Here is a 26,774-nt window from a genome sequence, read left to right on the forward strand (position 1 = left end):
GTCCTAAACATTTTGCCAAGCTGTTGCATACACTAAAAGCAGATAACAGGAAGTGAGGGATGGTACGTGGGAAAACAAAATTTTGCGTTAATCGTTGTGTTATTTGTTTTACTTGTTATTGTAGGTGCGTCTGGCTTTCGCTTTTAAACGTTAACTTTATTTGCGCATAGTCCCCTTCAAAAAAGGCATACTAGGCGGAAGTAAAAACCAAAAATTTCTTCAATATTGCCGAACAATGAGTTCCTCTACTCATTCATCTAATCGGTATGTAGCCATGCGAAAGCATGGTTTTTTTGAAATAGGAGAGGATGAATGATGTTCATCCTCTCTAGAAATTAGTAGTAGCAAGAACACCCTACGATTACTAATAGGATAAATAAAACAACGATAAATGAAAAACCAAAACCGCCTTTTGCGCCCATATGTGTAACCTCCTTTAATAAAAGTCTCTATATCCTATGTACTAATTGGGTTAAGTGATTGAGAAATTTGCCTATTTTTTAATGGTAACGTTTTTTGTGAAGAATGAAGAACACTTACTTTTTTCATTTGCGCAGAAATCCTTTATGATAAAGAGGAAAAGGAGGGCAAACAGGTGGGAATACATGCACAATACGTCATGAATCAGCTAGAAGAGGGAAAGTGGAAAGAGATCAAGCGCGAAATTCAACAAGAAATGAAGAAAAAACCTCAAGCATCTGATTTGTACTGTTACTTAGCCGTTTGTTTAGCAAAGCAAATCGAAGAATCAATTATCTTTGAAAAAATGGTATTGAACTTAGAAATGGACCGGGCTCTTCATCAGGCATTAACATTAAATCCATCTTCAAGCTTGGCGCACTTCGTTCGAGGAATAAAATATCGGGAAACTCCGCTTATGTTTGGAGGGAATTACGAAAAATCGCTGTTTTATTTGCAGAAGGCGCAAGATCTTGGTTTTGAAGGGATTATGCTGCCGCTCGAACTCGCCAAAACCTATATTCAATTAAAAGAAATGGAAAAAGCGAAAGAACAAATCGCCTATGCTCGGGAAATCAATCCTACGCACGCGGACATTAAAAAAGTCGAAAACATGCTCCAAACAGGACGATGAATCTAAAGTCCTGTTTTATTTTTGATTTTCAGAAAACGTATGCTGATTTTCATAAAGGATTGCTTTTTATATAACAATAAGAATATTTATAAAAAATTTAAGAAGTGCATGTAAGTCGAACGACTTCTTAACTGCTAGATTTTCTACATTATTAGAGCGTTCAGTCTACATAGTTCCAAAAATAGTAAGAAACTATCAGCCTATGGATAAATTGTTAGAAAATATAGATAATTGTAAATGAATAGAGAGAAAAGTTAAACATGCGATTAACTAAAAAAGCAAAGGTATGATTTACTTTGCTTTTTATTTATACGCATATGTAAAAAATATCATAATAAACCAATTTATTCTTCGTGAAATCCATCGTCTCAGGCGATGTGAAATAATGTATTTGAAGGAGGAGACCCAGATGAAGGTTATGAAGATGTTGGCTATTACGTTATTTAGTTTATGTTTAGTTGTCACACCAGCTGCTGCTGAAGTTCCGGGTGTCGACCATTCAATGAAACGGGGTGCTACACAAGGAATTGTAGCGGCATCTCACCCGCTGGCTGCTGAAGCGGGGAGGAAAGTGTTAGCTGAAGGCGGAAACGCTGTAGATGCGGCAGCGGCCATTCAACTATCTCTAAACGTTGTGGAACCGATGATGTCTGGTATCGGCGGCGGCGGTTTTATGATGATTTATGAAAAAAAGAAAGATAAAATTACGATGCTAGACAGCCGTGAAATGGCACCGGCTGATGTCACGCCTAAGCTGTTTTTAGATTCAAAAGGAAAAGTCATTCCTTTCAGTAAGCGTCACATAACAGGAAAAGCAGTTGGAGTTCCTGGTACGTTAAAAGGAGTAGAAACAGCCCTTGAAGATTATGGAACCATGGACTTATCAGATGTTATTAAACCTGCTATTACTCAAGCGGAACAAGGAATTAAAGTGAATTGGTCGATGGCTCAGTATATCGATGAAAATGCGGACAAGCTTGAAAGATACCAAACGGCCGGTAATGTATTTGTACCGAATGGCAAGCCGTTAAAAGAAGGAGATAAGCTTGTTCAGCCTGATCTTGCGAAAACATTAAAGCTTATTCAAAAAGAAGGGTCAGACGCTCTTTATAAAGGAGAAATTGGAAAAGCGCTTGTTAAAGAAGTTCAAAAACGCGATGGAAGCATGACCATGGATGATTTAAAAAATTATGTTGTAAAAGAACGCGAGCCGGTCAAAACAACTTATCGAGGCTACGATGTGGTTAGTGCGGCTCCTCCTAGCTCCGGCGGATTAACCGTGCAGCAAATTTTAAAGCTAATGGAAGGTTATGATGTAGAAAAAATGGGTTCCAATACGCCACAGTATTTGCAGCATTTAACGGAAGCGATGCACTTAGCTTTTGCGGACCGCGCGGCGTATATGGCAGATGAAGACTTTTACGAAGTGCCGAAAAAAGGCCTGTTAGATGAAGATTATATTAAAGAACGTCGTAAATTAATTAATCCAAATAAAGCAACGCCTAATGTTAAAGAAGGAGACCCTTGGAAATATGAAGGAAAAGAAAATCCAAATAAAGCAACGGTAACGGAAGAAAATCCAATCGGCCAAACGACTCATTTCTCTGTTGTAGACAAATGGGGAAACATGGTTTCTTACACGACTACCATTGAACAAGTTTTTGGTTCAGGAATTATGGTTCCTGACTACGGATTTATGCTCAACAATGAAATGACGGATTTTGATGCCACTCCGGGAGGCGTGAACCAGGTTGAGCCTAAAAAACGCCCTCGAAGCAGCATGTCTCCAACGATGCTGTTAAAAGACGGAAATCCGTTCATGGCAATTGGTTCACCGGGAGGCCCAACCATTATTGCGTCTGTAGCAGAAACGATTATGAATGTTATTGACCATAAGATGCCGATTCAAAAAGCGATTTTAACCCCTCGTATTTATTCAAGCGGCTATCCAACCGTAAGATGGGAACCTGGTTTTAGCCAAGATACACTCCTTGAAATGATGGCTAAAGGACATGCGTTTGAAGAAAAGCCAGAGCATATTGGAAATGTCCAAGCGGTTATCTATGACTATGAAACGGGGAAAATGTACGGAGGTGCTGATAATACGCGCCAAGGCACGGTATTAGGAGTAGACGCAATTAAATATGTATCCAAACAGCCAAAACCAATTAAAGAAGAGAAAAAAGGAGAGTTTACGGTCGAAGTCAACCGTGCCGTGTATCCATTTACTGATAAGCAAGTAAAACTGATTGATGGAAAGCCTTACGTTCAGTCCGACCGCCTGCTGCTAGGATTAGGCGTCATTGATTCGAGTGATTTAAAGCTGTATAAGCCAAATCACCACTCCTATTTATCGGTTATCAAAGTAGCCAAATCACTTGGCTACAAAGTGAAATGGGATGAAGAAAAGAAAGTAGTCTCATTAGAAAAAGATCCTGGTGAAAACGATACCGGCGATGATGAAGACGGAGACGTTATTACAAATTAAATGGGATAAAAGTAGCTTAGTTGAAGGAAATCCGAACGCGTTTGATTCTTGATAGAGAATCTAAAGCGTTCGGATTTTTTATTGCGATGGTAAACGTAGGTTTCATTTATATATTGGCTCACTCCTTTTTAAGTAAGCAAATAAAATTGGCGATTTTAAACCAAACGACAAAAAAATTTGCGTAGTTTGCCAAAAAGTTGTAGAAATCGACAGTTTTTTTGGCATGTGTAAGAAAAACTGTGATAAAAAGACTGATAGAATGCTACAAACAAAGTTGGCATCATTTTTGCATAAGAAATAGATGAGGGGCTGTATCAATGAAAAAATACATAGTTAAATAAACGCCTATGTTTACTTCACACAGACTAACATGCAACGGAGGTATAGAAAATGAAAAAAGAAATTTCAATTATCGGTGTACCAATGGATTACGGGCAAACAAGAAGGGGCGTAGACATGGGGCCGAGCGCAATCCGCTATGCGGGCATGAATACACGCTTAGAAGCTCTTGGCTATACCGTACATGATGAAGGCGATATTAAAGTAGAGATTAAAGAACGGGCAGACGTGGATAAAAATACGAATTTGAAAAACTTAGCGGCTGTAGCCAGCGGAAATGAACAGCTTGCTGCAAGAGTTGAAGAAGTGAAAGAGCAAGACCGCTTTCCGTTAATATTAGGCGGAGATCACAGTATTGCAATTGGAACGCTTGCAGGAGTGGCGAAAGGTTCAGAAAATTTAGGCGTTATTTGGTATGATGCTCATGGTGATTTAAATACCGCTGAAACATCTCCATCGGGCAACATTCACGGCATGCCGTTAGCGGTGAGCCTGGGTATAGGACATCCTGTACTTTTAAATATTGGAGGGTATACACCAAAAATTAAACCTGAAAATCTAGTTATTATCGGTGCACGCTCACTAGATGATGGTGAAAAAGAGTTAATTAAAGAAAAAGGAATTAAAGTGTATACGATGCATGAAATTGATCGTTTAGGTATGACGCAAGTGATGAAAGAAACGATTGATTATTTAAGCGGTACAGACGGTGTGCACCTGTCGCTGGACTTAGACGGCTTAGATCCAGATGATGCACCAGGCGTAGGTACACCTGTAAAAGGCGGCATCAGCTACCGAGAAAGTCATTTAGCAATGGAAATGCTAGCGGAAGCAGACATGGTGACATCTGCTGAATTTGTAGAAGTGAACCCCATTTTAGATCAGCATAACAAAACTGCAGAAGTAGCGGTTGCGTTAATGAGTTCATTGTTTGGCGATAAGCTTTTATAGGAAAAAGCTACTTACAGGTATCGTGTGGAGAAAATCTGTTGTGATCCAAGAAACGGTCATGCAGGACTAAGCGGCTGCCATCTTCGCTACGGGGGTGGCGCCATTTGAAAATCATCCGGCACCAATTGACTTCAGTCAGGAAGAGCTGCCTAATAAGCGGCTATAAAAACAAAATAAACCTAAAAAAATGAAAGCGATTTCATTTTTGTGCAGCAAAGGGAGGAAATGGGATGAATATTCCACAGGGACAGCCAGGAGAATTAAAAAGAACGATGAAAACAAGGCATCTTTTTATGATATCACTAGGAGGATGTATTGGTACCGGTTTTTTTCTTGGTTCAGGTTATACCATCAATGAAGCAGGTCCGATGGGAGCAATGATTTCCTACTTAGTAGGAGGGATCATTATGTATCTAACGATGCTGTGTCTTGGAGAATTATCCGTTGCTATGCCAGTTGCAGGATCGTTTCAAACGTACTCCACTAAATTTATCGGCCCTGCAACAGGTTTTGCGATTGGATGGCTGTACTGGCTAGGATGGGCAGTAACGGTGGCACTTGAGTTTTTAGCTGCCGGACAATTAATGCAAAGATGGTTCCCAGGCTCGCCCGTTTGGTTATGGTGCGCCATTTTTGGAGCGTTAATTTTTTCACTAAATGCACTTTCAGCCAAAGCATTTGGTGAAACAGAATTTTGGTTTTCAAGCGTTAAAATTTTCGCCATCATTATGTTTATTGTGGTAGGCGGAGCGGCAATGTTTGGACTTATTGATATGAAAAGCGGACAGGAAGCACCGCTTCTATCAAACTTCTTTGCCGAAGGGCTGTTTCCAAACGGTGTAACGGCTTTACTGATTACAATGATTACGGTGAACTTTTCGTTTCAAGGAACAGAATTGATTGGAATTGCGGCGGGAGAAAGTGAAAATCCGGAAAAAACAATTCCAAAAGCGATCAAGCAAACGGTTTGGCGTACGCTTTTCTTTTTCGTCTTATCCGTGTTTGTCTTAGCAAGCATGATTCCTCGTGAAAAAGCAGGCGTTGTAGAAAGCCCGTTTGTTGTTGTGTTAGATAGTGTAGGTGTACCTTACGCGGCGGATATTATGAACTTTATCATTTTAACAGCTCTTCTTTCAGTCGCAAACTCTGGGTTTTACGCGGCTACACGTATGCTTTATTCTCTTTCAAGAGAAGGAATGGCAAGTCCTGCGCTTGGAAAAGTCAACAAAAGAGGTGTACCGTTTAATGCACTATTAATTACGCTTGTGATTTCATGCTTTTCGCTGCTTTCAAGCGTAGTGGCAGCTAAAACCGTTTTCGTATGGCTGATTTCACTCGCTGGACTTGGCGCTCAAATTGGCTGGATTGCGATTACAGCTTCACTGCTTGCATTCCGTCGTGCTTACGTGGCTAAAGGTGGAAAAGTAGAAGATCTGAAATTTAGAACACCTCTTTATCCGGTTCTGCCTATCGTAGCGCTTATTACGAACTGTATTGTTATGATCAGTCTTGCGTTTGATCCTGAGCAGCGAATGGCGTTATACTGCGGAGGTATCTTCTTTATAGGCTGTTATGTTTATTATTATTTGAAAATTCGAAAACAAAATCAGTCAAAACAGGAGCAAGAAGTTCAGCTTGCGGAAAATAAACGAATGATTATTTAACATAAAAACCCGAAAAATCATGATTTTTCGGGTTTTTTATGTACTTGTCTTTAGCTATCTAGTGTTGTATCTTCATTTTTACGGCGGCGAAGTCTCCATAGCGTGATAAGGGCAAGCAGTGTAAGAACGATACCGCTGCCGAGCAGGATATGACTCACTGTTTTATCCTGCTTTTTTTGGCCTTGTTCAAAATATTTCTTGTACATCGCCACCGCAGCTTTATTTTGCTTGTATTTTTTCGGAACGCTCATTTCTTTTCCTAGTTTCCAGCCGTCTTTATAAGCTTTTTGCTGTAAAGATTTCACATCTTTATTCGAATAAAAACCTGCTTTGTACCATTTTTCTAGTTGAGGCTTGTCCTGAAGACTTTTAGGCGCTCTATAGGTCTGATAAGTGAAAGCTGAGTCGTATCCATCTGCTTTTACGTCTTTTTGTTTTTGTTTCTGTCCTTTTTCATATCCTTGTTCAAAGGCTGTTTGCAATTCGCCCTCTGCTTCTGCAGGTACTTCGAGTGGAAGGTCGTGATAGCCTTGTACGTAGCCTTGCTTTTCAAACTGCTTTTTTTGCTGATTCAGTACTTCGGCTTGAGCGGTTTCAAAGCCTTCTGTAAAAGCCTGACGTGTGACATCCTCATCATCATACATGCTGGGAACACTCATCGAATCATTTTCAAGACCTTGTTCATAGCCTTCTTTTTTTGCTTTAACAGATAGGTCCATTAAAGAAATAGCTTTTTTGTAGCCTTGAACATAACCTTTATTCCAGTCGGATGACTTAGAAGGGAAAGGGTCGATTTCCGATTGAATAGTAGCATGTTTGTAATCAAGGACGCCTTGCTGATAGCCTTCCTCTTCGCCGGCAGCCATTTCATTTTCTTGTTCAGTCTTGAGTTCTTCCTCTTTTTGCTGCTGTCCTTTTTTATATCCTACCGTATACCCCATCATAAACCACGTGAATTCTTCAGAAGATTTGTCCAGTCCTGTTGTTTGATCGAACTGCTCGAATTTTTTCTGTGCGTATCCATCTTCTTCTCCGAGCGAATAGCCTTCTTGATAGAGAGAGTCAAAAATAGCTTTTACATCTTCAGTTGTATCCACGTCCGTTGACTGGTCCAAAACATCGGAAGAGGAATCCGGGGAATCAGGAGTAGCATAAGAAGAGATGGGGTCACTTGCAAGAATAAGTAAGCAAGCTGTACTAATAACGGCTAATTTTTTTTTCATCATTTCTTCACCTTTTAGTTCAAAGTTAATATTTATTTTGTAGTTTAAGCGTACAGCTTTCCATGAAGAAAGGCGTGTAAAAGTTTCTCCAATTATGAAAATTATAACATTTAAATGGAAAGGAGAATAGGTGGTAAAAAGGAGAAATATGTGTTTTTTACGGAGTTTTATTTTTGCTGCTGTTTTGCTTTTTTTACTTTAAATGAGCGGTAAAATACTTCAACTACAAAACAGAACAAAAGGAAAAAAAGGACAAATAATTCAGCAAACTCCATAACACGAAACGGACTGTAGGCATTTTGCAAGGCCATGGAAAAACTAAATCCTTGCATCATATCCACACCGATAGAAAATCCCATTAAGCATCCTAACAGCAAAGCTGATATCCAAACGATTTTCATATGTCTCACTCTCCGTTTTTATTTTTTTCTTAAAAACATTCTACTGATAGTTTTTGTTATTTTTTTGGTCTTACGCTTTGATTGTTCTATTAAAAATTGCATACAAAGCATTTATTTGGAAAAAGCTAAAAAAAAGAAAAGAAAGGTGTTTTTAATCGTGCCTTCTTTATTTAAAAATAAAAAAAGCAAAGACAATAAAAAGGAAACAGAAGGTTCGCTACCAGAGGAACAAGAACTGCTGATGCAGTCGCTTGAAGGTAATATAGCTAACATAAAAAAGCGAACGGGGAACAGCTCGGATATGGTGATCCGCTATATAAAAATTGGGGAAAGGGCAGCCATTCAAGCCGCTGTTATCTATATAGACGGAATTGTAGACAATCAGTCTATCCAAGAGCTTTTAGTAGACACCATGATGAAAGATGACGTGTTTTCTGAACCAATAACACCTCAAAATGCTTTTACGTTATTAAAAGAAGATGTAGTAGGAATTGGAGACATTGCGATTTTACATACGTGGAGTGAAGTGTTTCCCGCCTTGATGTCAGGAGACACGCTTATCTTGATAGATGGAAACAACCATGCGATGAGTGCAGGTACGAAAGGCGGGGAGTGGCGTTCCATTCAAGAACCGACTACACAGCTTGTCGTTCGGGGTTCTAAGGAAGGGTTCACGGAATCGATTGCTAAAAACATGCCCATGGTCAGGCGAATTATCAAATCGCCTGACTTATGGGTAGAAACGATGAAGATTGGGAAAGTAACGCAGACAGACGTTTCAATGATGTACATTAATGGGATTGCCAATGACAAAATCGTAAAAGAAGTAAAGAAGCGTCTTAACCAAATTAATATCGATAGCATTTTAGAATCAGGCTATGTAGAGCAGCTTATTGAAGACCAAACGTACACTACTTTTCCTACAATGTATCACACGGAGCGTCCCGATATCGTTGCAGGAAATCTCTTAGAAGGGCGTATTGCGATTTTTGTAGACGGAACGCCATTCGTGCTGATTGCACCTGCTGTCTTCATTCAGTTTTTTCAGTCTCCTGAAGATTATTATTCACGCTTTGATATTGCCACGTCGATTCGTTTTTTACGCATTCTTATTTTTTTTATTTCACTGATTGCACCGGCTACGTATGTAGCGATCACAACTTTTCATCAAGAAATGGTTCCGACGAAGCTGCTCATCGCCATTGCTGCACAGCGGGAAGATGTTCCGTTTCCTTCCTTGGTTGAAGCGCTCATTATGGAAGTCACATTTGAAATTTTGCGAGAAGCTGGTATTCGACTTCCAAGGGCGATCGGTTCTGCAGTTTCAATTGTAGGAGCGCTCGTGATTGGGCAAGCATCGGTTCAAGCAGGGATTGTATCTCCAGCGATGGTTATTGTTGTAGCGATGACGGCGATTGCAAGCTTTGCGACGCCTTCATTTGCCATTGCGATTTCTGCTCGGCTCATTCGCTTTGTTTTTATGATTGCAGCGGCTACTTTCGGGTTTTATGGCATTATCCTGTGCTTTTTAATGATGATTGTTCATCTCTGCAGTCTTCGTTCATTCGGTGTTCCATACATGACGCCTCTTGCTCCATTTATTCCGAGCAATTCAGGTGATACCATTGTTCGCATGCCGTGGTGGACGCTTAGACAAAGACCAAGGCTCATCAGTAGTGGAAATATGGTGAGAGAAGGAGACAACCAGCGCCCAATGCCTCCTAAAAGCCGGGGAATGGCAAACACTACGGTGAAAGAAGGCGATCAAAGTGATGCGTAAAGGGCTTTTATGTACAGTTATGGCATTTTCGATTTGCATCCTTTCAAGCTGCTGGAGCAGTAAGGAATTAACCGATTTAGCGATTGTCGCAGCGATGGGAATTGATAAAACAAAAGATGGTCAGTATCAAATCACGCTACAAATTATTAATCCAGGTAACGTAGCCGGCGGTCTTCAAGGCGGCGGGGGTGGTACCCAAAGTCCGTCTGTTTCCGTATACGGAGCAAAAGGCGCAAACTTAGTAGAAGCAAGCAGAAGAGCATCGAGCACGGTATCAAGAAGACTGTACTACGCTCATACAAACTTAATTGTGATCGGAGAAAGCCTAGCGAGAACGGAGGGCATTGATGTTATTATTGATGGCATTGACCGAGATCCGGAATTTCGAATTACATCTGATATGGTCATTGCAAACGGCGTAAAAGCTTCCAGTTTTGTAAAATCTCTTACGCCAATTGATAAAATTCCAGCTAATAAAGTCCTTAAAACGCTGGAACTCACCGAACAAAAGTGGGGAGAACATATGAAAGTATCGGCTCAAGAAGTTATGAAAAACCTTGAATCCCCGGGAAGTCAAGCGCTGATGTCAGGGTTTGGAATAAGAGGTAGCGCTCAAAAAGCCCAAACGCTGCAAAATCTTCAGCAAACTGCTCCTGAATCGACTCTTCGTGCAGAAGGACTCGGCATGTTTAAAGATGGGAAGTTGATTACATTTTTATATGGAAAAAAAGCGCGAGGCGTGATGTGGCTGCGGGATAAAGTGCAGGGAACAGATGTGAATATTTCATGGAAAGATAAAAAGAAAGCCATTGCTTATCAAGTCGTCCGTCAGCGAACAAACGTGAGTGCAAATATGGTAAACGGCAAACCAAAGATGATTGTACGAACTAGAGTAGAAGGAGATATTGGTGAAATGGAAGTACCTATAGATATTAAAAATCCATTTGTGATTCTTGATATTGAAAAAAAAATAGAAGCAGCGATTGAAAACGAAATAAAAGAAGCGTTTGCTTTTGCTCAAAAAAAACAGACGGATGTTGTGGGATTTGGAGAAGTCGTGCACGAAAATTATCCGAGGCAGTGGAAAAGGCTTCAGCATGAGTGGAGCGATGTGTATTTTCCTGAAGTGGAGATGGATGTGAAAGTAGAAGCGTATGTAAGACGAGCAGGTTTGCGAAACAAGTCGTTTATGTCTGATGCGGTAAAACAACGCCAGTAAACAGGAGGGAGCAATGAGTGGAAAAAGTGAAAATTAGCTCTGTGCAGTTTTTTATTTTAATCGTCCTTTTTGAACATGGAAGCGCATTGCTCATTCCGCTTGCAATGGATGCAAAACAAGACGCCTGGCTTGCTATTTTACTCGGTATGTTTGGGAGCTTATTGCTTTACCTCATTTACTACCGGCTGTATAGGTACTATCCTAACATGCTGCCGACAGAATACATGCAAAAGCTGCTAGGGAAAGTCTTGGGATCTGCACTTGCTTTTTTATATTTGCTTCATTTTTCATATGCTGCCGCTCGCGTACTTCGTGATTTTGGAGAAATGCTGCTGACATTTGGCTACCCCGACAGCCCTTTGTTTGTCGTGAACGCGATGCTGATGCTGTTGATTATTTATACTGTGCACAAAGGACTTGAAGTAGTGGCTCGGGCAGGAGAGCTCATGTTTATTTTGATGTATATCTTGGCTGTAGCAGGATTTGTGCTTATTTTTGTTTCAGGATTAATTGATTTTACTTCTTTAAAACCGATACTTGGAGATGGGATTTGGCCGGTTTTAAAAACAGTCGCCACTCAGACTCTGTATATTCCGTATGGAGAAGCTGTTGTGTTTACGATGATTTTTCCATATGTAAAAGATCCTAAAAAAGTAAAGCTTGTAGGCCTTTGCGGCATTGTGTTAAGCGGCATTAATTTAGCAATTACAATGGCGATCAACGTGAGTGTATTAGGGATAGGGTTGACTAACAGGTCGGTCTTTCCGCTTTTAAGTACGGTAGAGAGCATTAGAGTAGCTGATTTTTTAGAGCGGCTAGACGTGTTTTTTATGATTGCGTTAGTCATTGGAGGGTTTGTTAAAATCAGCGTCTTTTTTTACGCGGTAATTGTGGGGCTTTCCACGCTGTTTAAGGTAAAACGACCTTCTGCGCTGACATATCCTGTTGGCACGGTGATTTTATTTTTTTCTCTGACGATTGCAAGTAATTTTCAAGAGCATTTAAAAGAAGGCTTAACGATTATGCCGGTGCTACTTTTTATCCCTTTTCACGTAGTGATTCCGCTTACGCTGCTCTGTATAGCCTTTATTAAACATCGCATAAAAAAAACAAAAGCGCTGCAGCCATCCTAATGGCTGCAGCGCATTCGTCTGCGATCCTCTACTGCAAGTGCAGCTGTTCCCGCTCTTTTTTTACTTGTTCTAGCTGTGAAATCGTAACAAGCTGATATCCTTGTGCGTGAAGCTGCTTCATAATTTCAACCGCTGCTTCGGCACTTGTTTGATAAATATCATGCATTAAAATAACTTTTCCGTCTCCGACTTGGCTCATAACTGCTTGAACGGAGTGAGGAACGTTTCGATATTTCCAGTCTTCAGGATCGATATCCCATAGAGTCACGCCAACATTTCCGACATAACGTCTTACATTTGCATTCACAGCTCCATAAGGAGGACGTACATGCAGTGGTTCATAGCCGCTCACTTGTTTAATAAGGGCTTGGGTATCGCCTATTTGGTGTTTGACCTGCGCTTCATTTAAACGTGTGAGCTGAGGGTGGTCCCAAGAGTGATTTCCGACTTCGTTGCCTTCCTTCACCATACGTTCGATTGTTTCAGGATAATATTGAACGCGGCTTCCTAACACAAAAAAGGTAGCGTGTCCGTTCACTTCTTTTAATCCATCTAAAATCACATTGGTAGATGCAGGGTTAGGTCCATCATCAAAGGTCATCGCAACGACTTTTTTAGTTGGATCAATAGGCGCTCCTTGCTGCGGCATTTCGTTAACGATATGTTTTGGAGGCGTTTCTTTGACTTTATTTTTATTTGCTGCTTCGTCTTTGTAAGCATCGCTCAGCATGTCTTTAAATAAATCTTTTTGGATAGCGATCGTTTTGGTTTTCGTTTGTTCAGCACCTAGCTGATAAGGCTTAAAGTAGATCACAATACTGTTTTCAAGCAGCGCAAACTGACTGAAATTTTGATTGGCTGCCTGAGTTCCTTTTTGAAGGCCCGGGTCAAAATCAGCTTTTTTCATTTGTTTTTTTAATTCAGCATATGAAATAGCCGAAAGGCGATCTAAATAGTTTGCATTCTCGTTAAATAAATCTTTTAACGTCATTTGTTTTTGAGCAGGCAGGTCAAATGTAAAGGTTTTGAGAGAAGACGTTCCTTTCTCTCCATTTACAGATTCATATTCATCAAAGACAACGCTTAGCGTTTGCTTGCTGTAATGGACGATTTTATATGTAATCGTTAATTCAGATTTTTTCTTTTTTGACTGCTTCTTCAGCTTTTTTTCATAGTGTGCCACTTGATCTATTACGTAAGCTTGAATGGATTGATCAATTTCTTTTTTACCAAAGGAAGGGTAGCTAATGGCATAGCCTCCGTCGGTAAGGTCCTTAACTAGCGTTTGAATTTCAACGTCTGGATAGGTTTGATCTGTTTGAATACTTGCCGTTTTTTTCTCTGTACTGTTTGCTTTGACGATATACCCTGCTGTACCAAGAAACAAAATACAGCATCCAAGCAGTGTCAAAATACGTTTGTAGCCCATGGTTTTCATGTAGTAATATTCCCCTTTTTGTATATATCTACCTAATAGACGCATGAGACCATCATTTAGTTTTACTTTTTTTTAAAAAAAACCAAACTATTTTTCTACTCATTCCGTCTACCTTATAGATGTACTTCAGCAAGAGAAAATAGAAGGGGTATGAAAGACAATGAAAAAACACGATGCACATCAGATGCTCGTAGCATGCATAACCGAGCATAAAGCAGATTTTTACCGGCTTGCTTTTAGCTATGTAAAAAATCAAGAAGATGCGCTTGATATTGTGCAAGAATCGATTAAAAAAGCACTCATTTCAATAGACAGTATCAAAGATATTCAATCGATTAACAGCTGGCTTTATAAAATTGTTGTACGAACAGCAATCGATTTCCTGCGTAAGCATAAACGTTTAACGCTTATGGGCGATGAAGAGCTTGAGTATCTGAGCAGCGGACGTGAAGATCAGTATGAAGATATTGATTTAAAGCAAGCAATGGATCAGCTGCCGATTAAATATAAGACCATTATTATTCTGCGGTTTTTCGAAGATTTAAAAATGGACGAAATTGCGGAAATCATTGAGGAAAATGTAAATACAGTAAAGACAAGGCTATACAGAGCGTTGAACCTGTTGCGGATTACGATGACGGAGGAGGACTTAGAACAATGAATGAAAAAATAGAAAAGTTAAAGAAGCAGTATCATGACATTCCTATTCCAGACGAATTAGATGGTGTTGTTGCACAGGCACTTTCTTCACACCCTCGTAAAAAGAAATTCTATATTTGGCCGAGCTCGATTGCGGCAGCAGCGATGATTTTTATCACAACGGTGAATGTAAGTCCAGATGCGGCAAATGCAATGGCAAAAATTCCTGTACTGGGAAAAGTAGTAGAAGTAATTACATTTGAGGAACTAAAACAAGAAGAAAAGCATTCTCGTATTGACGTGAAAACACCATCGATTTCAGGCTTGGAAAACAAAGGTCTTCAAACAAACTTAAATGAAAAGTATATAAAAGAAAATGAACAGCTGTATGAACAGTTTAAAAAAGAGATGAAAACATTACGAAAAGAAGAGAAAGGAAACGTGGCTGTCAGCAGCGGCTATGATATTATGACGGATACCGATGATTTGCTTGTGGTTCATCGATATGTGGAAGAATCGAGAGCTTCAACGTCGAGCGTTAATCAGTACGACACGATTGATAAAAAACACGAAGTGCTCGTTACGCTTCCAAGTTTGTTCAAAGATAAAAGCTATATAAAGGTCATTAGTGAAAATATTAAACAGCAAATGAAAGATCAAATGAAGCATGAAGAAGGCAAAATCTATTGGCTGACTGAAGAAGATATGGATCCTTTTAAAGAGATTGCTGAAAATCAAAGCTTCTACATTACAAAAGATCACAAGCTTAGAATTGTATTTGATAAATACAAAGTCGCTCCAGGATATATGGGAAACATTGAGTTTGAAATTCCAACGGATGTTATTTCAAACCTTCTAGTTGGTAAACGGTATATTCATTAAAAACCAGGCGTGAACACTGAACGTTCACGCCTGGTTTTTACATAAAGAAACGTTTAAATTTATTTTTATGCAAAATAAGTTGAAATATATAAGCAATCATGTATAATATTCTGTATATATTTTCATTCTTTTTATTTATAAAGTCTTAGGGACAAATGATGTGAACGGTTGCATTTCTAGAGAGGAAGTGAAGAGGTGAAACGCACGTTAAATCAAGATACGATTAAAGATGCCATGCTGTTTAATCAGCTTGTGATGCAAGTAAGCAAAGCTCTTTGGAAGTCTACTGAAAAGGATTGGGAACAGTGGGTTAAGCCGTACGATCTGAGCATTAATGAGCATCACATTTTAGGGATTGCTTATCAGCTGGAAATTGCGTCGATGACCGACATTTCAAAGCTAGGCGTCATGCATTTATCCACAGCTTTTAACTTTGCAAAAAAATTGCACCTGCGGGGCTATCTTACCCTTTCTAAAAATGAGAAAGATAAGCGGAATACATACGTGCAGCTCACAGAAGAAGGAAAAAAGATGTTTTTAAAAACGATCGAGGATTATAACCCTCTTGAAAATCCTTTGTTTCAAGGAGCGATGCCGCTGCGAGATGTTTATGGAGAGCTGCCTGACTTTGTTGAGCTGACGGCTCTGATTCGAAGCATATACGGAGATGATTTTGTCCAGTTCATCGAACGTTCTTCTCAAGAGCCCGCTAGCTTGAAAAAATAAAAAAGCCTTCTTGTGCAAGCTGAGAAGGCTTTTTTGCATATCAACTTTTTTCAGTTAACCGTTCAAGTTCTTCTGAGGAATGGGCCATCTTCTCAATCCGCAGAGATAGCTGCTTCATTGCGTCAGCGATTTTATCAAGCTCTTTTTTTGTTAGAACGGTTTGCTGTTTGTTCTCGGTTGTTATGCTAAGGACGTTCGTGAAAAAAGAAGTAATGTTGTTCATATTGTCAGCTGTATCTTTTGTTAATGTAGCGACTTCTCCACCTAACGCCGAAACGCTTTCGATTTGTTTTTGAATGTCTCCGATAAAAGTAGAAATATTAGAAATCGATTTCTTCGTTTCTTCTGCAAGCTTCCGTACTTCCTGTGCCACCACTGCAAATCCTTTTCCATGCTCACCTGCTCGAGCAGACTCAATCGAAGCGTTTAATGCCAATAAATTCGTTTGCTCCGCAATAGAAGTAACAATGGAAACAATTTGATGAATTTGCTGTGATGTATGTTCGAGCGTTTTCATTTTGTTTTGAATGAGCGACGTATTTTTTTGTATGCTTCCAAGCATGTTTTGTTCTTCTTTTAATTTTGCTTGACTCGTAACGGATTCCTTCTCAATGACTTCTGCTAGTTCAGAGCTTTTGTTTGCATAAGAAACGACGTCAGAAGACTGACTGTGCATTTGATTCATAAATTTCTTCGTTTCTTCAGATAACGAAGAAAGGATAAATGATGTACGAGAGATTTCTAGCTGAATTTTCTCTTTTTGAGTCTGAAGTCCAGCGCGCTGCTCGTCATATTCAAGCTCATAGGCTTTTAACACGATTTGCTGTTCTAGACTAATAAGTTTTGTCATACTTGCGATAAAAGCTAGACATTCTTCTTTTGATTCCATCGTACGTTCACATACTGAAAGAAGCGACGTAAATAAATTTTGGAATGCGCACAAATACCAGTTTGGCTCAAGTCCAATTTTAACGTGCATCTTGGAAATTTTTTGACGTTTTACCACAAAAGCGTCGTCTATTTGTCCATCAAACATTTCTAAGATGTGCTGTTTTAACGTTTGTTTTAATGCATGGACGCTGCTGTGCTTTTCGATAATCGCAACCAAATGAGCCTGTTCGCCAATAGCTTTATAAAAATCATTCACGATTTCTTCGATGGCGTTCAGCGCGTGAACTTGAAATCTGGCAATTCGTTCGAGATCCTCTGCTGTTAAGGAAATCATGTTAATCTGCTTTTTTATCATCGGATCCGATACATGAAGCTTTACAGTGATGGATTCGACAGCCGCGGCTTCGGCGTGCACGTTGTTTCGTTTAAACCAATTCATGTTTATCACCTTTATTTGCTAGAATAGTTGTTTTTCTCTTCTTCTTCTTATATTTCGGCGTTTTACATCCAAGAGTTGAGGCTGTTTAAGAAGATTGTTATCAAATTGTTATCTTCTATTAATTGAATTGTTATCCGCAGATGGTATGGTTGTACGGTGCTTAAAACATGATTCGGGGAGGAAACGAAATGAAAAAAATGCTATCGGCGCTTCTTGTAGGAGGAGCTTTATTTGCAAGTCCGGCAATGGGACATGCTGCGTTTGGCGACACGGTTTTAAAACAAGGGATGACAAATGATGATGTTGAACAAGTTAAAACGGTGTTAAAAGATAAAGGATTTTTAAAAGGCGAAGTATCGCGTTATTTTAATTATGAAACAAAAAAAGCGGTTATGGCTTTTCAAGAGAAACATAACCTAGAAGCAGATGGAATTGTTGGAGAGAATACATACAATGCATTAGGTAAAGGCGGCGTTGTAGAAGGCGAATCAGAAGTGAATACGGATAAAGTAATCAGCAAAGCAAAATCCTTAATGGGCACGCCGTACAAATGGGGCGGCACTACACCTTCAGGATTTGACTGCAGCGGATATCTTCAGTATGTATATAAAGAAAGCGTAGGCGTTGATATTCCAAGAACGGTTGAAGATATCTATAAAGCAGGTGAAAATGTAAGTGAACCGCAGGTAGGAGATCTTGTGTTCTTTGAAACGTACAAAGAAGGTCCTTCTCATGCAGGTATTTATCTTGGAGACGGAAAGTTTATTAACGCATCGTCTTCTAAAGGCGTTACAATTAGCGATAAAAATTCAAGCTATTGGAAAGAGCGCTATATAGGAGCAAAGCGTATTGCAGCCAACTGATTCTTCATTTAATAGATAAGAAAAGACAAAGCTTAGGAGCTTTGTCTTTTTTTGTTTGGGTTTCAATAGGTAGGAGGAAGTAGGGAATAATCCTATGCAAAACGGGCTGGTCATGTGCGTATTTGTATAACAATGTGATAAAAGTTCTGTCACCTTTATGATAAAGCTTGTATATATTGGTAAAGTAATCTCTTAAGTTACGTCAATGGTTGTAGGTAATTTGAAGGGAGAACCGTATAAAAAGGAGGAACAAAATTTATGTTTTTTTGTTGTTACCGTCGCTATGTAGAAAAGATAAAACACCTGTTGTTTTCAAATCGATTTGCTGAATTTATTCAGGAAAACACAAAGAAAGCGGTAGAAGAAGTCGTTTATTCTGACACGTTCAAAGAATACGTAATAAATATTATTAAAGAATCTCAAGAATCACCTTTTAAAGAAATTGCCGAGCAGTATATCGGAAAAGAAGTTGTGATTGAAACAACGGCTGGTCCACTAGAAGGTGTTGTGATATTTGTAGGAGATGATTATTTAGAATTAGTAGAGTCTCCAACATCAACAGTATTACTTCCATTTACAAGCATTGTTACTATTCAAAGCGCTTAAACGAAAGGAGAGAAAAGTATGTTTCAAGATGCATTAAGAGAAAATGTGGGTTCATTTGTGCAAATCATCACAGCTATCGACGTTATTAATGGAACACTGCTTGCTGTTACGGACGCAGCGGCTGTTGTGCGTACATCAAGCTCATATGGTGAGCCCACGGACGTAACCATCCCACTAGTAGCCATCACGTATGTTCGAATTTTCAGCGGAGTTGAGTGAGATTGAAAGTATCAGTCATTATTCCAGTCTGTAACGAAGAAGATTCATTATTACCTGTGCTTAAAGAAGCTCAAAAAATAAAGCCGTTAGAAATTATTGTCGTAGTAAATGGATCTAGTGATGCAACTAAGGCAATAGCCGAGGGTGCAGGGTGCCGCGTCATTTACTATGAAGAAGCTCTAGGTATTAATATTGGAAGAGCCATTGGGGCTAAAAAAGCAAAAGGAGATATTTTGCTTTTTTTGGACGGAGATATAGCGGTTCCTCATGAGGAGCTGATGAAATATACTCAAGCTATAGAAACCGGTCATGATATCGCTTTAAATAATCTAACATGGATTATGAAACGAAAGGTGCGTCCTCATCCTGTTTCTGTTGCCAAATATATGCTGAACTTGTGCTTACAGCGTGAAGATTTATCTGTTCAAGCCTTAACAGCTATTCCTCATGCCATCAAAAAAACATCAGCAGCTAAAATCGGATACGAGAATTTAGCTCATCCGCCCCTCGCTCATACGATTGCTCTTTTAAAAGGAATGTCAATTGTTGCACCGTGTTCTTCAGACGTTATTTATACAAACAAGATTCGAAACACTCATAAAACCATTCCTACCAATTCCCCTTTTCCTATCTCCACTAACTATATCATTGGAGATCACATTAAAGCGTTAGCTCATCTTATTGAAGAAAAAGGAATAAGAGGCGGACTAACAGACGGCAATCGAAACCGAGAAGTTGTTTCCGCTTATACACCAAGCGTGAAGCGGAAAGCAGGCGTTAAGTACAGTGCCGTTATTCCAGTAGGTGAAGAAAAAGAAACGATTGCAAGCGTGATCCAAGAAGTGAAAAAAGCAGGAGTGGAAGAAATCATCGTGGTTGCTAACGGAGCCGATGAAGTGACGGTTAAGCGAGCAATTGAAGCGGGTGCTACTGTTCTTCATTACAAGCAGCGGCTTGGACATAATGTACCTCGAGCAATCGGTGCCATGTACAGCAGCGGTGAAGTTTGCTTGTTCGTAGATGGGGATATCGTCATTTCTGCAGAAAATTTACGTCCGTATCTAGAAGCAGCTGATCAAGGAATTGATGTAGCGCTTAATAATTTAGAGTGTCTGCTGGATGAAGTGCATCCTATTCACTCTGTAAGTGCGGCGAAATATTTTCTTAATATCATTTGCAAACGTCCCGATTTGACAATCAATACAACGACGGCGATTCCGCATGCAATTAAACGGGATGTAATGGAGAAAGTTGGCTACGAATCTCTTATTATTCCACCTTTATTTCAATTAAAAAGTATTATGTACGGCTTTATGGTTCAGCCCGTTCATTTTGTTGATGTGGCGCGAACGAACCGGATTCGAAAGGAGCACATGAAAGTCAAAGGTTTGGCGGCATCAACGCAGCGCATTCTAGGAGATTATGTTGAGGCCCTTGCATACTATATTAGCCAAACAAGTGAAAGAGGCGAGTTTCTTCCGGACATACGAAGACATGATATCTTGTTTGAGGTGTTGAAGAATGAATAAAAAAGTTGCTGTTATTGGTCTTGGCTATGTTGGATTGCCGCTTGCTCTTTTATTTGCAAAGAAAAACTATAGCGTCGTTGGTCTTGATATTGACGCACGAAAAATTGAGGCGCTAAAACAAGGGAAAAGCTATATTCCAGATGTGCATAGTGATGTGATTCAAAGCGAGAAAAATTTTGAAGCATATGAGTTACAAAAAGGTATCTCTGCATTTCAAGCATGCGATTATGTAGTTGTGACCGTGCCAACTCCTATTACAGAAAATCATAACCCCGATCTAGGACCAGTCATTAGCGCATCTGCATTCTTAAAAGAACAGATGGTAAAAGGGCAAACCGTTATTTATGAAAGCTCTACTTACCCAGGCACGCTTGAAGAAGTCGTGTTGCCTATTTTGAAAGATTCCAACTTACAGGCAGGTAAAGATTTTTATCTAGCTTATTCTCCAGAACGAGTTGATCCGGCAAACAAATCATACGATATTGAGCATATTCCAAAAGTAATTAGCGGCTACAGCAAAGACTGCCTTCATCACGTGCAGACGTTTTATGAAAGTATTTTTCAACAGGTGGTGCCTGTTTCTTCTCCAAAAGTAGCAGAAATGTGCAAACTGTTTGAAAACATTCAGCGCCTGGTCAATATTTCGTTGGTGAACGAAACAAACGAGCTGTGTGAGGAATTAGGAATAGACTTTTATGAGGTCTTACAAGCTGCATCTACTAAGCCATTTGGATTCACTCCTTATTATCCAGGTCCTGGAATTGGAGGACACTGCATACCCGTTGATCCGCTTTATTTCCTATGGAAACTAAAGCAAAATGGCTTAACGAGCGAACTTATTGAAGCCGCTCATCATATTAATGAAGAAATGCCAAATAAAGTGATTAGACGTGTTGAAAAGCAGCTGGCAGCAAATGAGAAACGAGTGTTTGTTGTAGGCATGGCGTATAAAAAAGATGTAAATGATATGCGTGAATCGCCGGCGCTGACGGTATGTGAAGGTCTTTTAGCAAAAGGATATGAGCTGACGTATCATGACCCTTATATTGACTCCGCTATATTAAATAAGCAAACGTATTTTTCTGTACCGCTGACAAAAGAAGAAGTTGAAAAAAGCGATATTGTACTTGTATTAACCGATCACAGTCAAATCGATTGGTCAATTGTAAAATACGCAAAAAAAGTTGTGGATACAAGAGGTATTTTAAATGAATGAAACCGCTGAATTGTTCAGTGGTTCTTTTTTTAGGGGGGATATCAATGAAAACTCTTTCTGTCGTTCTGCCCGTTTACAATGAAGAAGAAATGTTAAAAAACGTGCTTAAACAAATTAAAAAAGTGAACGTGCTTGAGATTATCGTAGTTGCAAACGGCTGTACCGATGCTTCAGTTAAAATAGCGAAAGAAGAGGGATGTACGGTAAAAGTAGTAGAAAAACGCCTTTCTCCACATGAAGCTAGAATGGAAGGGGCAAAGGCTGCTAAAGGAGATGCCGTCTTATTTGTAGACGGCGATATTATTCTTTCGGCTTCCGAGCTTGAGCGTTTTGTTCAGCCGCTGTTATTTGAACATAGCGATGTGGTGCTAAACAAGTGGGAAAAAACAAAGATGAATGCTTTTAACCGCAGCGAGCTGACGTGGAGTACGGTTCTGCATCATGCACTTGGAAAGCCTCATCGTGCCAACGCTTGTTTAAAAGCGCCTTACGGTGTGCTAGTAAGCGTATTAAAGAACCACTGGGAGTTGCCGCCTCTTTCTTTATTTGTGACGTTCTTAACACAGTATCGTGTAAGCTCGCATATTACGATCGAAACGCAGGGAAAGGGAAGCTTTCGTCCGTTTGATCGGCCGCTGCGTAGCAGAGAACGAATTCAATCCTACCAGCAGCTTCTTCAAACATATTATACGTTTGCGTCACACCGTAAAAGGCGAGTGGATATGCTTTCGCAGCCTCTTCCAGTTGTTGAGCACGGCTGGGGGAGATTATCTTCTTTTTATGGAGGTAAACAGCTTTCTGTTATTATTCCGGTTTGCAATGAAGAACAAACACTCAAACAAGTGATTGCAGAAGCAAGAAAACTTGAACCGTTAGAAATTATTGTTGTGATTAACGGCTCTACGGATCAGTCGGAGAAGTATGCCAAAGAACAGGGTGTTAAAACTATTGTTTACGATGAGCGGTTAGGGCATGATTGCGGAAGAGCTGCAGGAGCACTTGCAGCAACGGGAGATATTCTTCTCTTCATAGACGGGGACTTTGTTCTTTCAGCTCAGGAGTTGTATCCGTTTGCTGCAGCGGTAGCGAGCGGTGTCGATGTAGCTTTAAACATATGTGAAGATGAAGAAAAGCTCACGCATGTGGTCCAGGGGTGGAAGTACGTGTTGAACGAGACAATAGGAAGAAAAGATTTATTAATGAGCTCCATGACAGCTGTTCCTCATGCCATAAGCAGAGAGTGCCTCGAGAAAATTGAGCCCGAATCTCTTGCTGTACCGCCTTTTGCCCAAGTAAAAGCCATAGTAGGGGGTTTCCATGTGCAGGCCGTTCACCATGTTGATGTAAATAAATTTAACAGATTTCGATATTCTGAACACTTATCATTAAAGAGCCATTCTGCTACGGCAGAACTCATTATTCAGGATCATATTTTTGCATTTCTATCGTATCTTCAGCGTGACTGAGCAGGAAGCATGGTCTTATTTTCAAAAAAAATGTTTAAAATGAGGTAAAGAAATTTGCTGATATCTTGTTTTTCTGTTCTAACCTCTTGAATTTGTTCACAGTTGTAACTAAAATTGTTACATGTGCAGACAAAAGTAAAAAAGGAGGAAAAGAAATGAAAAGCTATCAGCTTGGAACGTTTTTACTTCGTCTTATGTTAGGACTAACGTTTTTTATTCATGGACTTGGCAAATTTCAAAGCGGTATTGATAATACGGTCGGTTTTTTCCACAGCATGGGGATTCCCGCGTTTTTCGCTTACGCAGTTGCTGTTATTGAATTCGTAGGAGGAGCTGCTATGATTCTTGGGTTTCAAACGCGCTTAATAGGTGTTCTGTTTGCGATCGTGATGATTGGCGCTATTTTTACAGCGAAAAGCGGTGCTGGTTTTACAGGCGGCTATGAGCTTGAGATTGCCCTTTTTGTCGTTTCGCTTCATGTGATTCTAGCAGGAAGCGGCGGGTACGCGTTAGACAACCGATTACAAAAGCCAGAAGAACATTATTCTTAAAAAGGGTAGGCGCTATGCGCCTACCCTTTTTTGTAAAATATATCCTTCTATCGATTCATTTTTACTAAAATATACAGCTATCATTTTTAAGGAAATTCGTATATATGGTACTATTTGGTCATAGATGACTACATAGTCAGTCTATTTGAACGATACGGGGAGGTTTTAACATGAAAACCGAAAGAGAAAACGGGATTGTCCGTCAAGTGAATACGATTCAATCAAAAGAAGAGCGCTTTAATCCTTTTTCATGGTATGAAGAGATGAGAAACAGCGCGCCTGTGCAATGGGACGAAGAAAGGCAGGTATGGGATGTTTTTCACTATGCTGGAGTCAAAGAAGTGCTAGAACAAAAGAATATTTTTTCTTCTGATCGAAGACCTCCACAAAACCAAAGACAAACTGCTCTAGGAACGAGCCTAATTAATATTGATCCGCCTAAGCATGCTGAAATGAGAGCGCTTGTTAATAAAGCTTTTACGCCTAAAGCAATGAAAGCATGGGAGCCTAAAATTACGCGTATTACACACGAATTATTACAAGAAGTTGAGCATCTTGAAGATATTGATATAGTCGAGCATCTTTCCTATCCGCTTCCGGTTATGGTAATTGCCGATATTTTAGGCGTGCCGATAGAAGATCAGCGTCAGTTTAAAGATTGGTCGGATATTATCGTAGCGGGTCCGTCGAATAATGAACGCGAAACGCTCGAAAAATTGCAGCAAGATAAAATGAAAGCAAATGATGAGCTCGAAACTTATTTTTATAAAATCATTGAAGAAAAACGCACGCATCCAGGGGATGATATTATCTCCGTGCTTCTTCAGGCAAAAGAAGAAGGGAAGCAGCTAACGGATGAAGAAATCGTCGGGTTTTCCATTTTGCTGCTGATTGCAGGCAACGAAACAACCACGAACTTAATTTCAAATACGATTTATTGTTTAATGGAAGATAAAGCTTCTTTTGAACGACTCAAACGAGAAAAAGAACTTTTACCTTCTGCGATTGAAGAAGTTCTTCGCTATCGTTCACCCGTTCAGGCTCTTCACCGAATCGTAAAAAAAGATGTGGTTCTTGCAGGGAAGAAATTAAAAGCGGGCGAACACGTCGTTCCATGGATGGGATCCGCGCACCGAGATGCGCAGTATTTTGAAGACCCGGATGTATTTCAAATCGATCGAAAGCCAAATATCCATATGGCATTTGGAAGAGGGATTCATTTTTGCTTAGGAGCACCGCTTGCTCGAATAGAAGCAAAAGTTATGCTGGCTGAACTGATTGACCGCTATCCGCATATGGACTGGAGCCCGGCATTTGAGTTAAAGCCGATTGAAAGCACGTTTGTGTACGGGTTAGAAGAATTATTGATTCGTAAACATGTATAAAAAAAGCACGCTTTGCGTGCTTTTTACTCTTTCTCTGCCTGAATTCTCGCTTCAGCAATTTTATCCGTATGATCATATCCCCATTTAAACATCAGCTCGATAATAGGAATGAGAGTTTCTCCAAAAGGCGTTAAATAATATTCTACTTTAGGCGGAACTTGTTTGTAGACTTCGCGGTGGATAATTCCGTCGCGCTCAAGTTCGCGAAGCTGCAGCGTGAGCATTCGCTGCGTCACGCCTGGAATGAGTCTGCGCAGTTCATTAAAGCGCCGGCGTTCCTTCGATAATTGATATAAAATGACGCTTTTCCATTTGCCTCCGACTACATCAACGGCTGCTTCCACAGGGCAAGAATAGCCGTGAGGCTCCCATTTTGTTAAGTCGTATTTCATAGTGATTACTCCTTTTATCCGTGAGTTCAGCTGAATTTGTGCTGTTTATACTATAGCACGTCTTATTTGATAAAAACATGGAAATGATTCATGGAATTATTGACGGAAAATTAAAAAAGTAATGGAAATAATTATGAGTTTGTTGTATGATGAAACTATGAAAATAACTTTTCTATTAAAAAGCGAAATATTTTGAAAGCGCTTTATTTATAAAGGACGACAGGGGAAAGGGCGGAGGAACGATGAAAAGATTTATCAAAGTAGAAAAAAGAAATCACGTGGCGGTTGTACGAATGAATCAGTCGATGCTTAATCGTTTGAACAGTGAAGTTATGTATGAGCTGCAAGAAACGATGAATGAGCTGCAGCACGATGCGTCGGTTGGATCTATTGTATTTATGGGAGAGTACTATAAAATGAACGGCGATCATAGAACAACTTCTTTCCTACGTGAAGAAACAGGAAGGCTTTATCAGCCGATTCATGCAGTAACAGCTCGAGCGATTTTTCAGCGCATTTCATGCAGCTCCAAACAAACGATTGCGCTTCTTACAAACTTTACGTTTGGCGGAGGGTATGAGTTAGCTTTAGCATGCGACGTACGAATTGCGGAAGAACCTGTGCAGCTCAAGTTAACAAACGGTATGACTGTTAGTGCGCAAGAAGCATGCAACATGGGAAAAGTGCAGCACGTTGTGCAAAAAGGGAAAGGATTAGAATATTCACTTGCGCTCAATGCATTAGAAAAGGAAGCTTAAAAAGCGCTTTCACTTTATTTCCTATAAAGTGAAAGCGTTTTTATTTTATTTCATTGGCAAAATGGTATTGAAAATTCTGAAAAAAGGAGTAGAATGATAACAAATCTACTTATTTTAAATAAGCAAAGGAGCTGGTATCAATGCCATTCATTTTTAAAGAAGCGGTAGTCGGATTGTTTACAGCGGCAGCAGCAGGTTTACTGGCGTTTCAAGGAGTAGAAGTGGTGACAGCCATCATTCATATGCTAACTTTTTGGAAACAGTAATAGCTAATAAGTAGAGGAACAACTTATAAAGATAAGGGGCTTGAGAGTTTCTCAGCCCTTTTTGTTGTGGAGCTCATTATTTTTCAGTATACTAACGGTGGAAATTAAGACATAATATGGTTACATAGCAGGGATTTACGAACTTAGTAGGGAAGTATGTAGACTCTGAAAAAATAAACAATGATCGCTTTTACCCGGTAACAAGTCTTGTTATCGG

Annotated in this window: 27 protein-coding genes; 21 read left to right on the plus strand and 6 right to left on the minus strand. The window is 39.8% G+C overall.

Annotated features, from left to right (window positions below; all coding sequences use genetic code 11):
• Nucleotides 1–66 precede the first annotated feature (66 nt).
• Nucleotides 67–147: a YjcZ family sporulation protein gene (locus ACXAE4_RS08450; RefSeq protein ID WP_016765202.1), complete on the plus strand. Its 81-nt coding sequence runs from the start codon at nt 67–69 to the stop codon at nt 145–147.
• A 188-nt stretch (nt 148–335) separates the two neighbouring features.
• On the opposite strand, the gene ACXAE4_RS08455 is transcribed toward ACXAE4_RS08450, so the two are convergent.
• A complete protein-coding gene (locus ACXAE4_RS08455) occupies nt 336–422 on the minus strand; it encodes a YjcZ family sporulation protein (protein WP_016765201.1) in 87 nt (28 codons plus the stop codon).
• Between the two features lie 173 nt (nt 423–595).
• Here ACXAE4_RS08455 and ACXAE4_RS08460 point away from each other — a divergent pair, with 173 nt between their 5' ends.
• The 4 genes from ACXAE4_RS08460 (at nt 596) to ACXAE4_RS08475 (ending at nt 6,535) form a co-directional block, all read left to right on the plus strand.
• On the plus strand, nt 596–1,093 hold the full coding sequence (locus tag ACXAE4_RS08460; RefSeq protein ID WP_028415012.1) for a tetratricopeptide repeat protein: 498 nt from the start codon (nt 596–598) through the stop codon (nt 1,091–1,093).
• Nucleotides 1,094–1,502: 409 nt separating this feature from the next.
• Nucleotides 1,503–3,581 (plus strand): gamma-glutamyltransferase, encoded by a 2,079-nt coding sequence (ggt, locus tag ACXAE4_RS08465; protein WP_028415011.1) that lies wholly within the window; start codon nt 1,503–1,505, stop codon nt 3,579–3,581.
• A gap of 390 nt (nt 3,582–3,971) precedes the next feature.
• The gene (rocF, locus tag ACXAE4_RS08470; RefSeq protein WP_034270538.1) at nt 3,972–4,871 is read left to right on the plus strand and encodes an arginase; all 900 of its coding nucleotides are present in this window, start codon (nt 3,972–3,974) and stop codon (nt 4,869–4,871) included.
• Nucleotides 4,872–5,101: 230 nt separating this feature from the next.
• Complete coding sequence (locus tag ACXAE4_RS08475) at nt 5,102–6,535, plus strand: amino acid permease (RefSeq protein ID WP_028415010.1); 1,434 nt, start codon at nt 5,102–5,104, stop codon at nt 6,533–6,535.
• Nucleotides 6,536–6,585: 50 nt separating this feature from the next.
• On the opposite strand, the gene ACXAE4_RS08480 is transcribed toward ACXAE4_RS08475, so the two are convergent.
• Nucleotides 6,586–7,758 (minus strand): hypothetical protein, encoded by a 1,173-nt coding sequence (locus ACXAE4_RS08480; protein ID WP_223546227.1) that lies wholly within the window; start codon nt 7,756–7,758, stop codon nt 6,586–6,588.
• A gap of 167 nt (nt 7,759–7,925) precedes the next feature.
• On the minus strand, nt 7,926–8,159 hold the full coding sequence (locus ACXAE4_RS08485) for a YczF family membrane protein (RefSeq protein ID WP_028415008.1): 234 nt from the start codon (nt 8,157–8,159) through the stop codon (nt 7,926–7,928).
• Between the two features lie 157 nt (nt 8,160–8,316).
• Between ACXAE4_RS08485 and ACXAE4_RS08490 the strand changes: the two genes are divergently transcribed.
• The 3 genes from ACXAE4_RS08490 to ACXAE4_RS08500 are packed head-to-tail and all read left to right on the plus strand — an operon-like array spanning nt 8,317 to nt 12,291.
• On the plus strand, nt 8,317–9,939 hold the full coding sequence (locus ACXAE4_RS08490; protein WP_028415007.1) for a spore germination protein: 1,623 nt from the start codon (nt 8,317–8,319) through the stop codon (nt 9,937–9,939).
• Nucleotides 9,929–11,158 carry a Ger(x)C family spore germination protein gene (locus ACXAE4_RS08495; protein WP_028415006.1) on the plus strand — a complete coding sequence of 410 codons (1,230 nt, stop codon included), beginning with the start codon at nt 9,929–9,931 and terminating at the stop codon, nt 11,156–11,158. The genes ACXAE4_RS08490 and ACXAE4_RS08495 overlap by 11 nt, the downstream gene beginning before the upstream one ends.
• 17 nt (nt 11,159–11,175) lie before the next feature.
• A complete protein-coding gene (locus tag ACXAE4_RS08500; RefSeq protein ID WP_028415005.1) occupies nt 11,176–12,291 on the plus strand; it encodes a GerAB/ArcD/ProY family transporter in 1,116 nt (371 codons plus the stop codon).
• 28 nt (nt 12,292–12,319) lie between these two features.
• Here the strand turns inward: ACXAE4_RS08500 and ACXAE4_RS08505 are convergent, their stop codons facing one another.
• Nucleotides 12,320–13,729: a polysaccharide deacetylase family protein gene (locus tag ACXAE4_RS08505; RefSeq protein WP_108674282.1), complete on the minus strand. Its 1,410-nt coding sequence runs from the start codon at nt 13,727–13,729 to the stop codon at nt 12,320–12,322.
• 160 nt (nt 13,730–13,889) lie between these two features.
• On the opposite strand from ACXAE4_RS08505, the gene ACXAE4_RS08510 reads away from it, so the two are divergent.
• From ACXAE4_RS08510 to ACXAE4_RS08520, 3 genes are all read left to right on the plus strand, one after another.
• Nucleotides 13,890–14,390: an RNA polymerase sigma factor gene (locus tag ACXAE4_RS08510; RefSeq protein WP_028415003.1), complete on the plus strand. Its 501-nt coding sequence runs from the start codon at nt 13,890–13,892 to the stop codon at nt 14,388–14,390.
• Nucleotides 14,387–15,250, plus strand: coding sequence for an anti-sigma-V factor RsiV (rsiV, locus tag ACXAE4_RS08515; protein ID WP_028415002.1), 864 nt, complete (start codon nt 14,387–14,389; stop codon nt 15,248–15,250). The genes ACXAE4_RS08510 and rsiV overlap by 4 nt, the downstream gene beginning before the upstream one ends.
• A gap of 195 nt (nt 15,251–15,445) precedes the next feature.
• A complete protein-coding gene (locus tag ACXAE4_RS08520) occupies nt 15,446–15,976 on the plus strand; it encodes an HTH-type transcriptional regulator Hpr (RefSeq protein ID WP_028415001.1) in 531 nt (176 codons plus the stop codon).
• 40 nt (nt 15,977–16,016) lie between these two features.
• On the opposite strand, the gene ACXAE4_RS08525 is transcribed toward ACXAE4_RS08520, so the two are convergent.
• Entirely contained in the window at nt 16,017–17,306 is a 1,290-nt protein-coding gene (locus ACXAE4_RS08525) for a globin-coupled sensor protein (RefSeq protein WP_098999633.1), read from the minus strand.
• Between the two features lie 188 nt (nt 17,307–17,494).
• On the opposite strand from ACXAE4_RS08525, the gene ACXAE4_RS08530 reads away from it, so the two are divergent.
• The 8 genes from ACXAE4_RS08530 (at nt 17,495) to ACXAE4_RS08565 (ending at nt 25,141) form a co-directional block, all read left to right on the plus strand.
• Complete coding sequence (locus ACXAE4_RS08530) at nt 17,495–18,169, plus strand: C40 family peptidase (protein WP_014458683.1); 675 nt, start codon at nt 17,495–17,497, stop codon at nt 18,167–18,169.
• Between the two features lie 258 nt (nt 18,170–18,427).
• A complete protein-coding gene (locus tag ACXAE4_RS08535; protein ID WP_028414998.1) occupies nt 18,428–18,775 on the plus strand; it encodes a DUF2642 domain-containing protein in 348 nt (115 codons plus the stop codon).
• An 18-nt stretch (nt 18,776–18,793) separates the two neighbouring features.
• Nucleotides 18,794–18,994 carry a hypothetical protein gene (locus ACXAE4_RS08540; protein ID WP_014458685.1) on the plus strand — a complete coding sequence of 67 codons (201 nt, stop codon included), beginning with the start codon at nt 18,794–18,796 and terminating at the stop codon, nt 18,992–18,994.
• 2 nt (nt 18,995–18,996) lie between these two features.
• Nucleotides 18,997–20,523: a glycosyltransferase family 2 protein gene (locus ACXAE4_RS08545; RefSeq protein WP_028414997.1), complete on the plus strand. Its 1,527-nt coding sequence runs from the start codon at nt 18,997–18,999 to the stop codon at nt 20,521–20,523.
• Nucleotides 20,516–21,739 carry a nucleotide sugar dehydrogenase gene (locus ACXAE4_RS08550; RefSeq protein ID WP_042991958.1) on the plus strand — a complete coding sequence of 408 codons (1,224 nt, stop codon included), beginning with the start codon at nt 20,516–20,518 and terminating at the stop codon, nt 21,737–21,739. The genes ACXAE4_RS08545 and ACXAE4_RS08550 overlap by 8 nt, the downstream gene beginning before the upstream one ends.
• Before the next feature lie 44 nt (nt 21,740–21,783).
• A complete protein-coding gene (locus ACXAE4_RS08555; RefSeq protein ID WP_042991960.1) occupies nt 21,784–23,205 on the plus strand; it encodes a glycosyltransferase family 2 protein in 1,422 nt (473 codons plus the stop codon).
• Nucleotides 23,206–23,360: 155 nt separating this feature from the next.
• Nucleotides 23,361–23,756, plus strand: coding sequence for a DoxX family protein (locus ACXAE4_RS08560; protein ID WP_289578287.1), 396 nt, complete (start codon nt 23,361–23,363; stop codon nt 23,754–23,756).
• 170 nt (nt 23,757–23,926) lie between these two features.
• Nucleotides 23,927–25,141 (plus strand): cytochrome P450, encoded by a 1,215-nt coding sequence (locus tag ACXAE4_RS08565; RefSeq protein WP_289578286.1) that lies wholly within the window; start codon nt 23,927–23,929, stop codon nt 25,139–25,141.
• 23 nt (nt 25,142–25,164) lie between these two features.
• On the opposite strand, the gene ACXAE4_RS08570 is transcribed toward ACXAE4_RS08565, so the two are convergent.
• Nucleotides 25,165–25,533, minus strand: coding sequence for a winged helix-turn-helix transcriptional regulator (locus ACXAE4_RS08570; RefSeq protein WP_013084552.1), 369 nt, complete (start codon nt 25,531–25,533; stop codon nt 25,165–25,167).
• Between the two features lie 242 nt (nt 25,534–25,775).
• On the opposite strand from ACXAE4_RS08570, the gene ACXAE4_RS08575 reads away from it, so the two are divergent.
• On the plus strand, nt 25,776–26,291 hold the full coding sequence (locus ACXAE4_RS08575; RefSeq protein ID WP_028414992.1) for an enoyl-CoA hydratase/isomerase family protein: 516 nt from the start codon (nt 25,776–25,778) through the stop codon (nt 26,289–26,291).
• A 140-nt stretch (nt 26,292–26,431) separates the two neighbouring features.
• The gene (locus ACXAE4_RS08580) at nt 26,432–26,557 is read left to right on the plus strand and encodes a hypothetical protein (RefSeq protein WP_014458690.1); all 126 of its coding nucleotides are present in this window, start codon (nt 26,432–26,434) and stop codon (nt 26,555–26,557) included.
• Nucleotides 26,558–26,774: the final 217 nt, after the last annotated feature.

Source organism: Priestia sp. ABM2_011 (assembly GCF_056158845.1).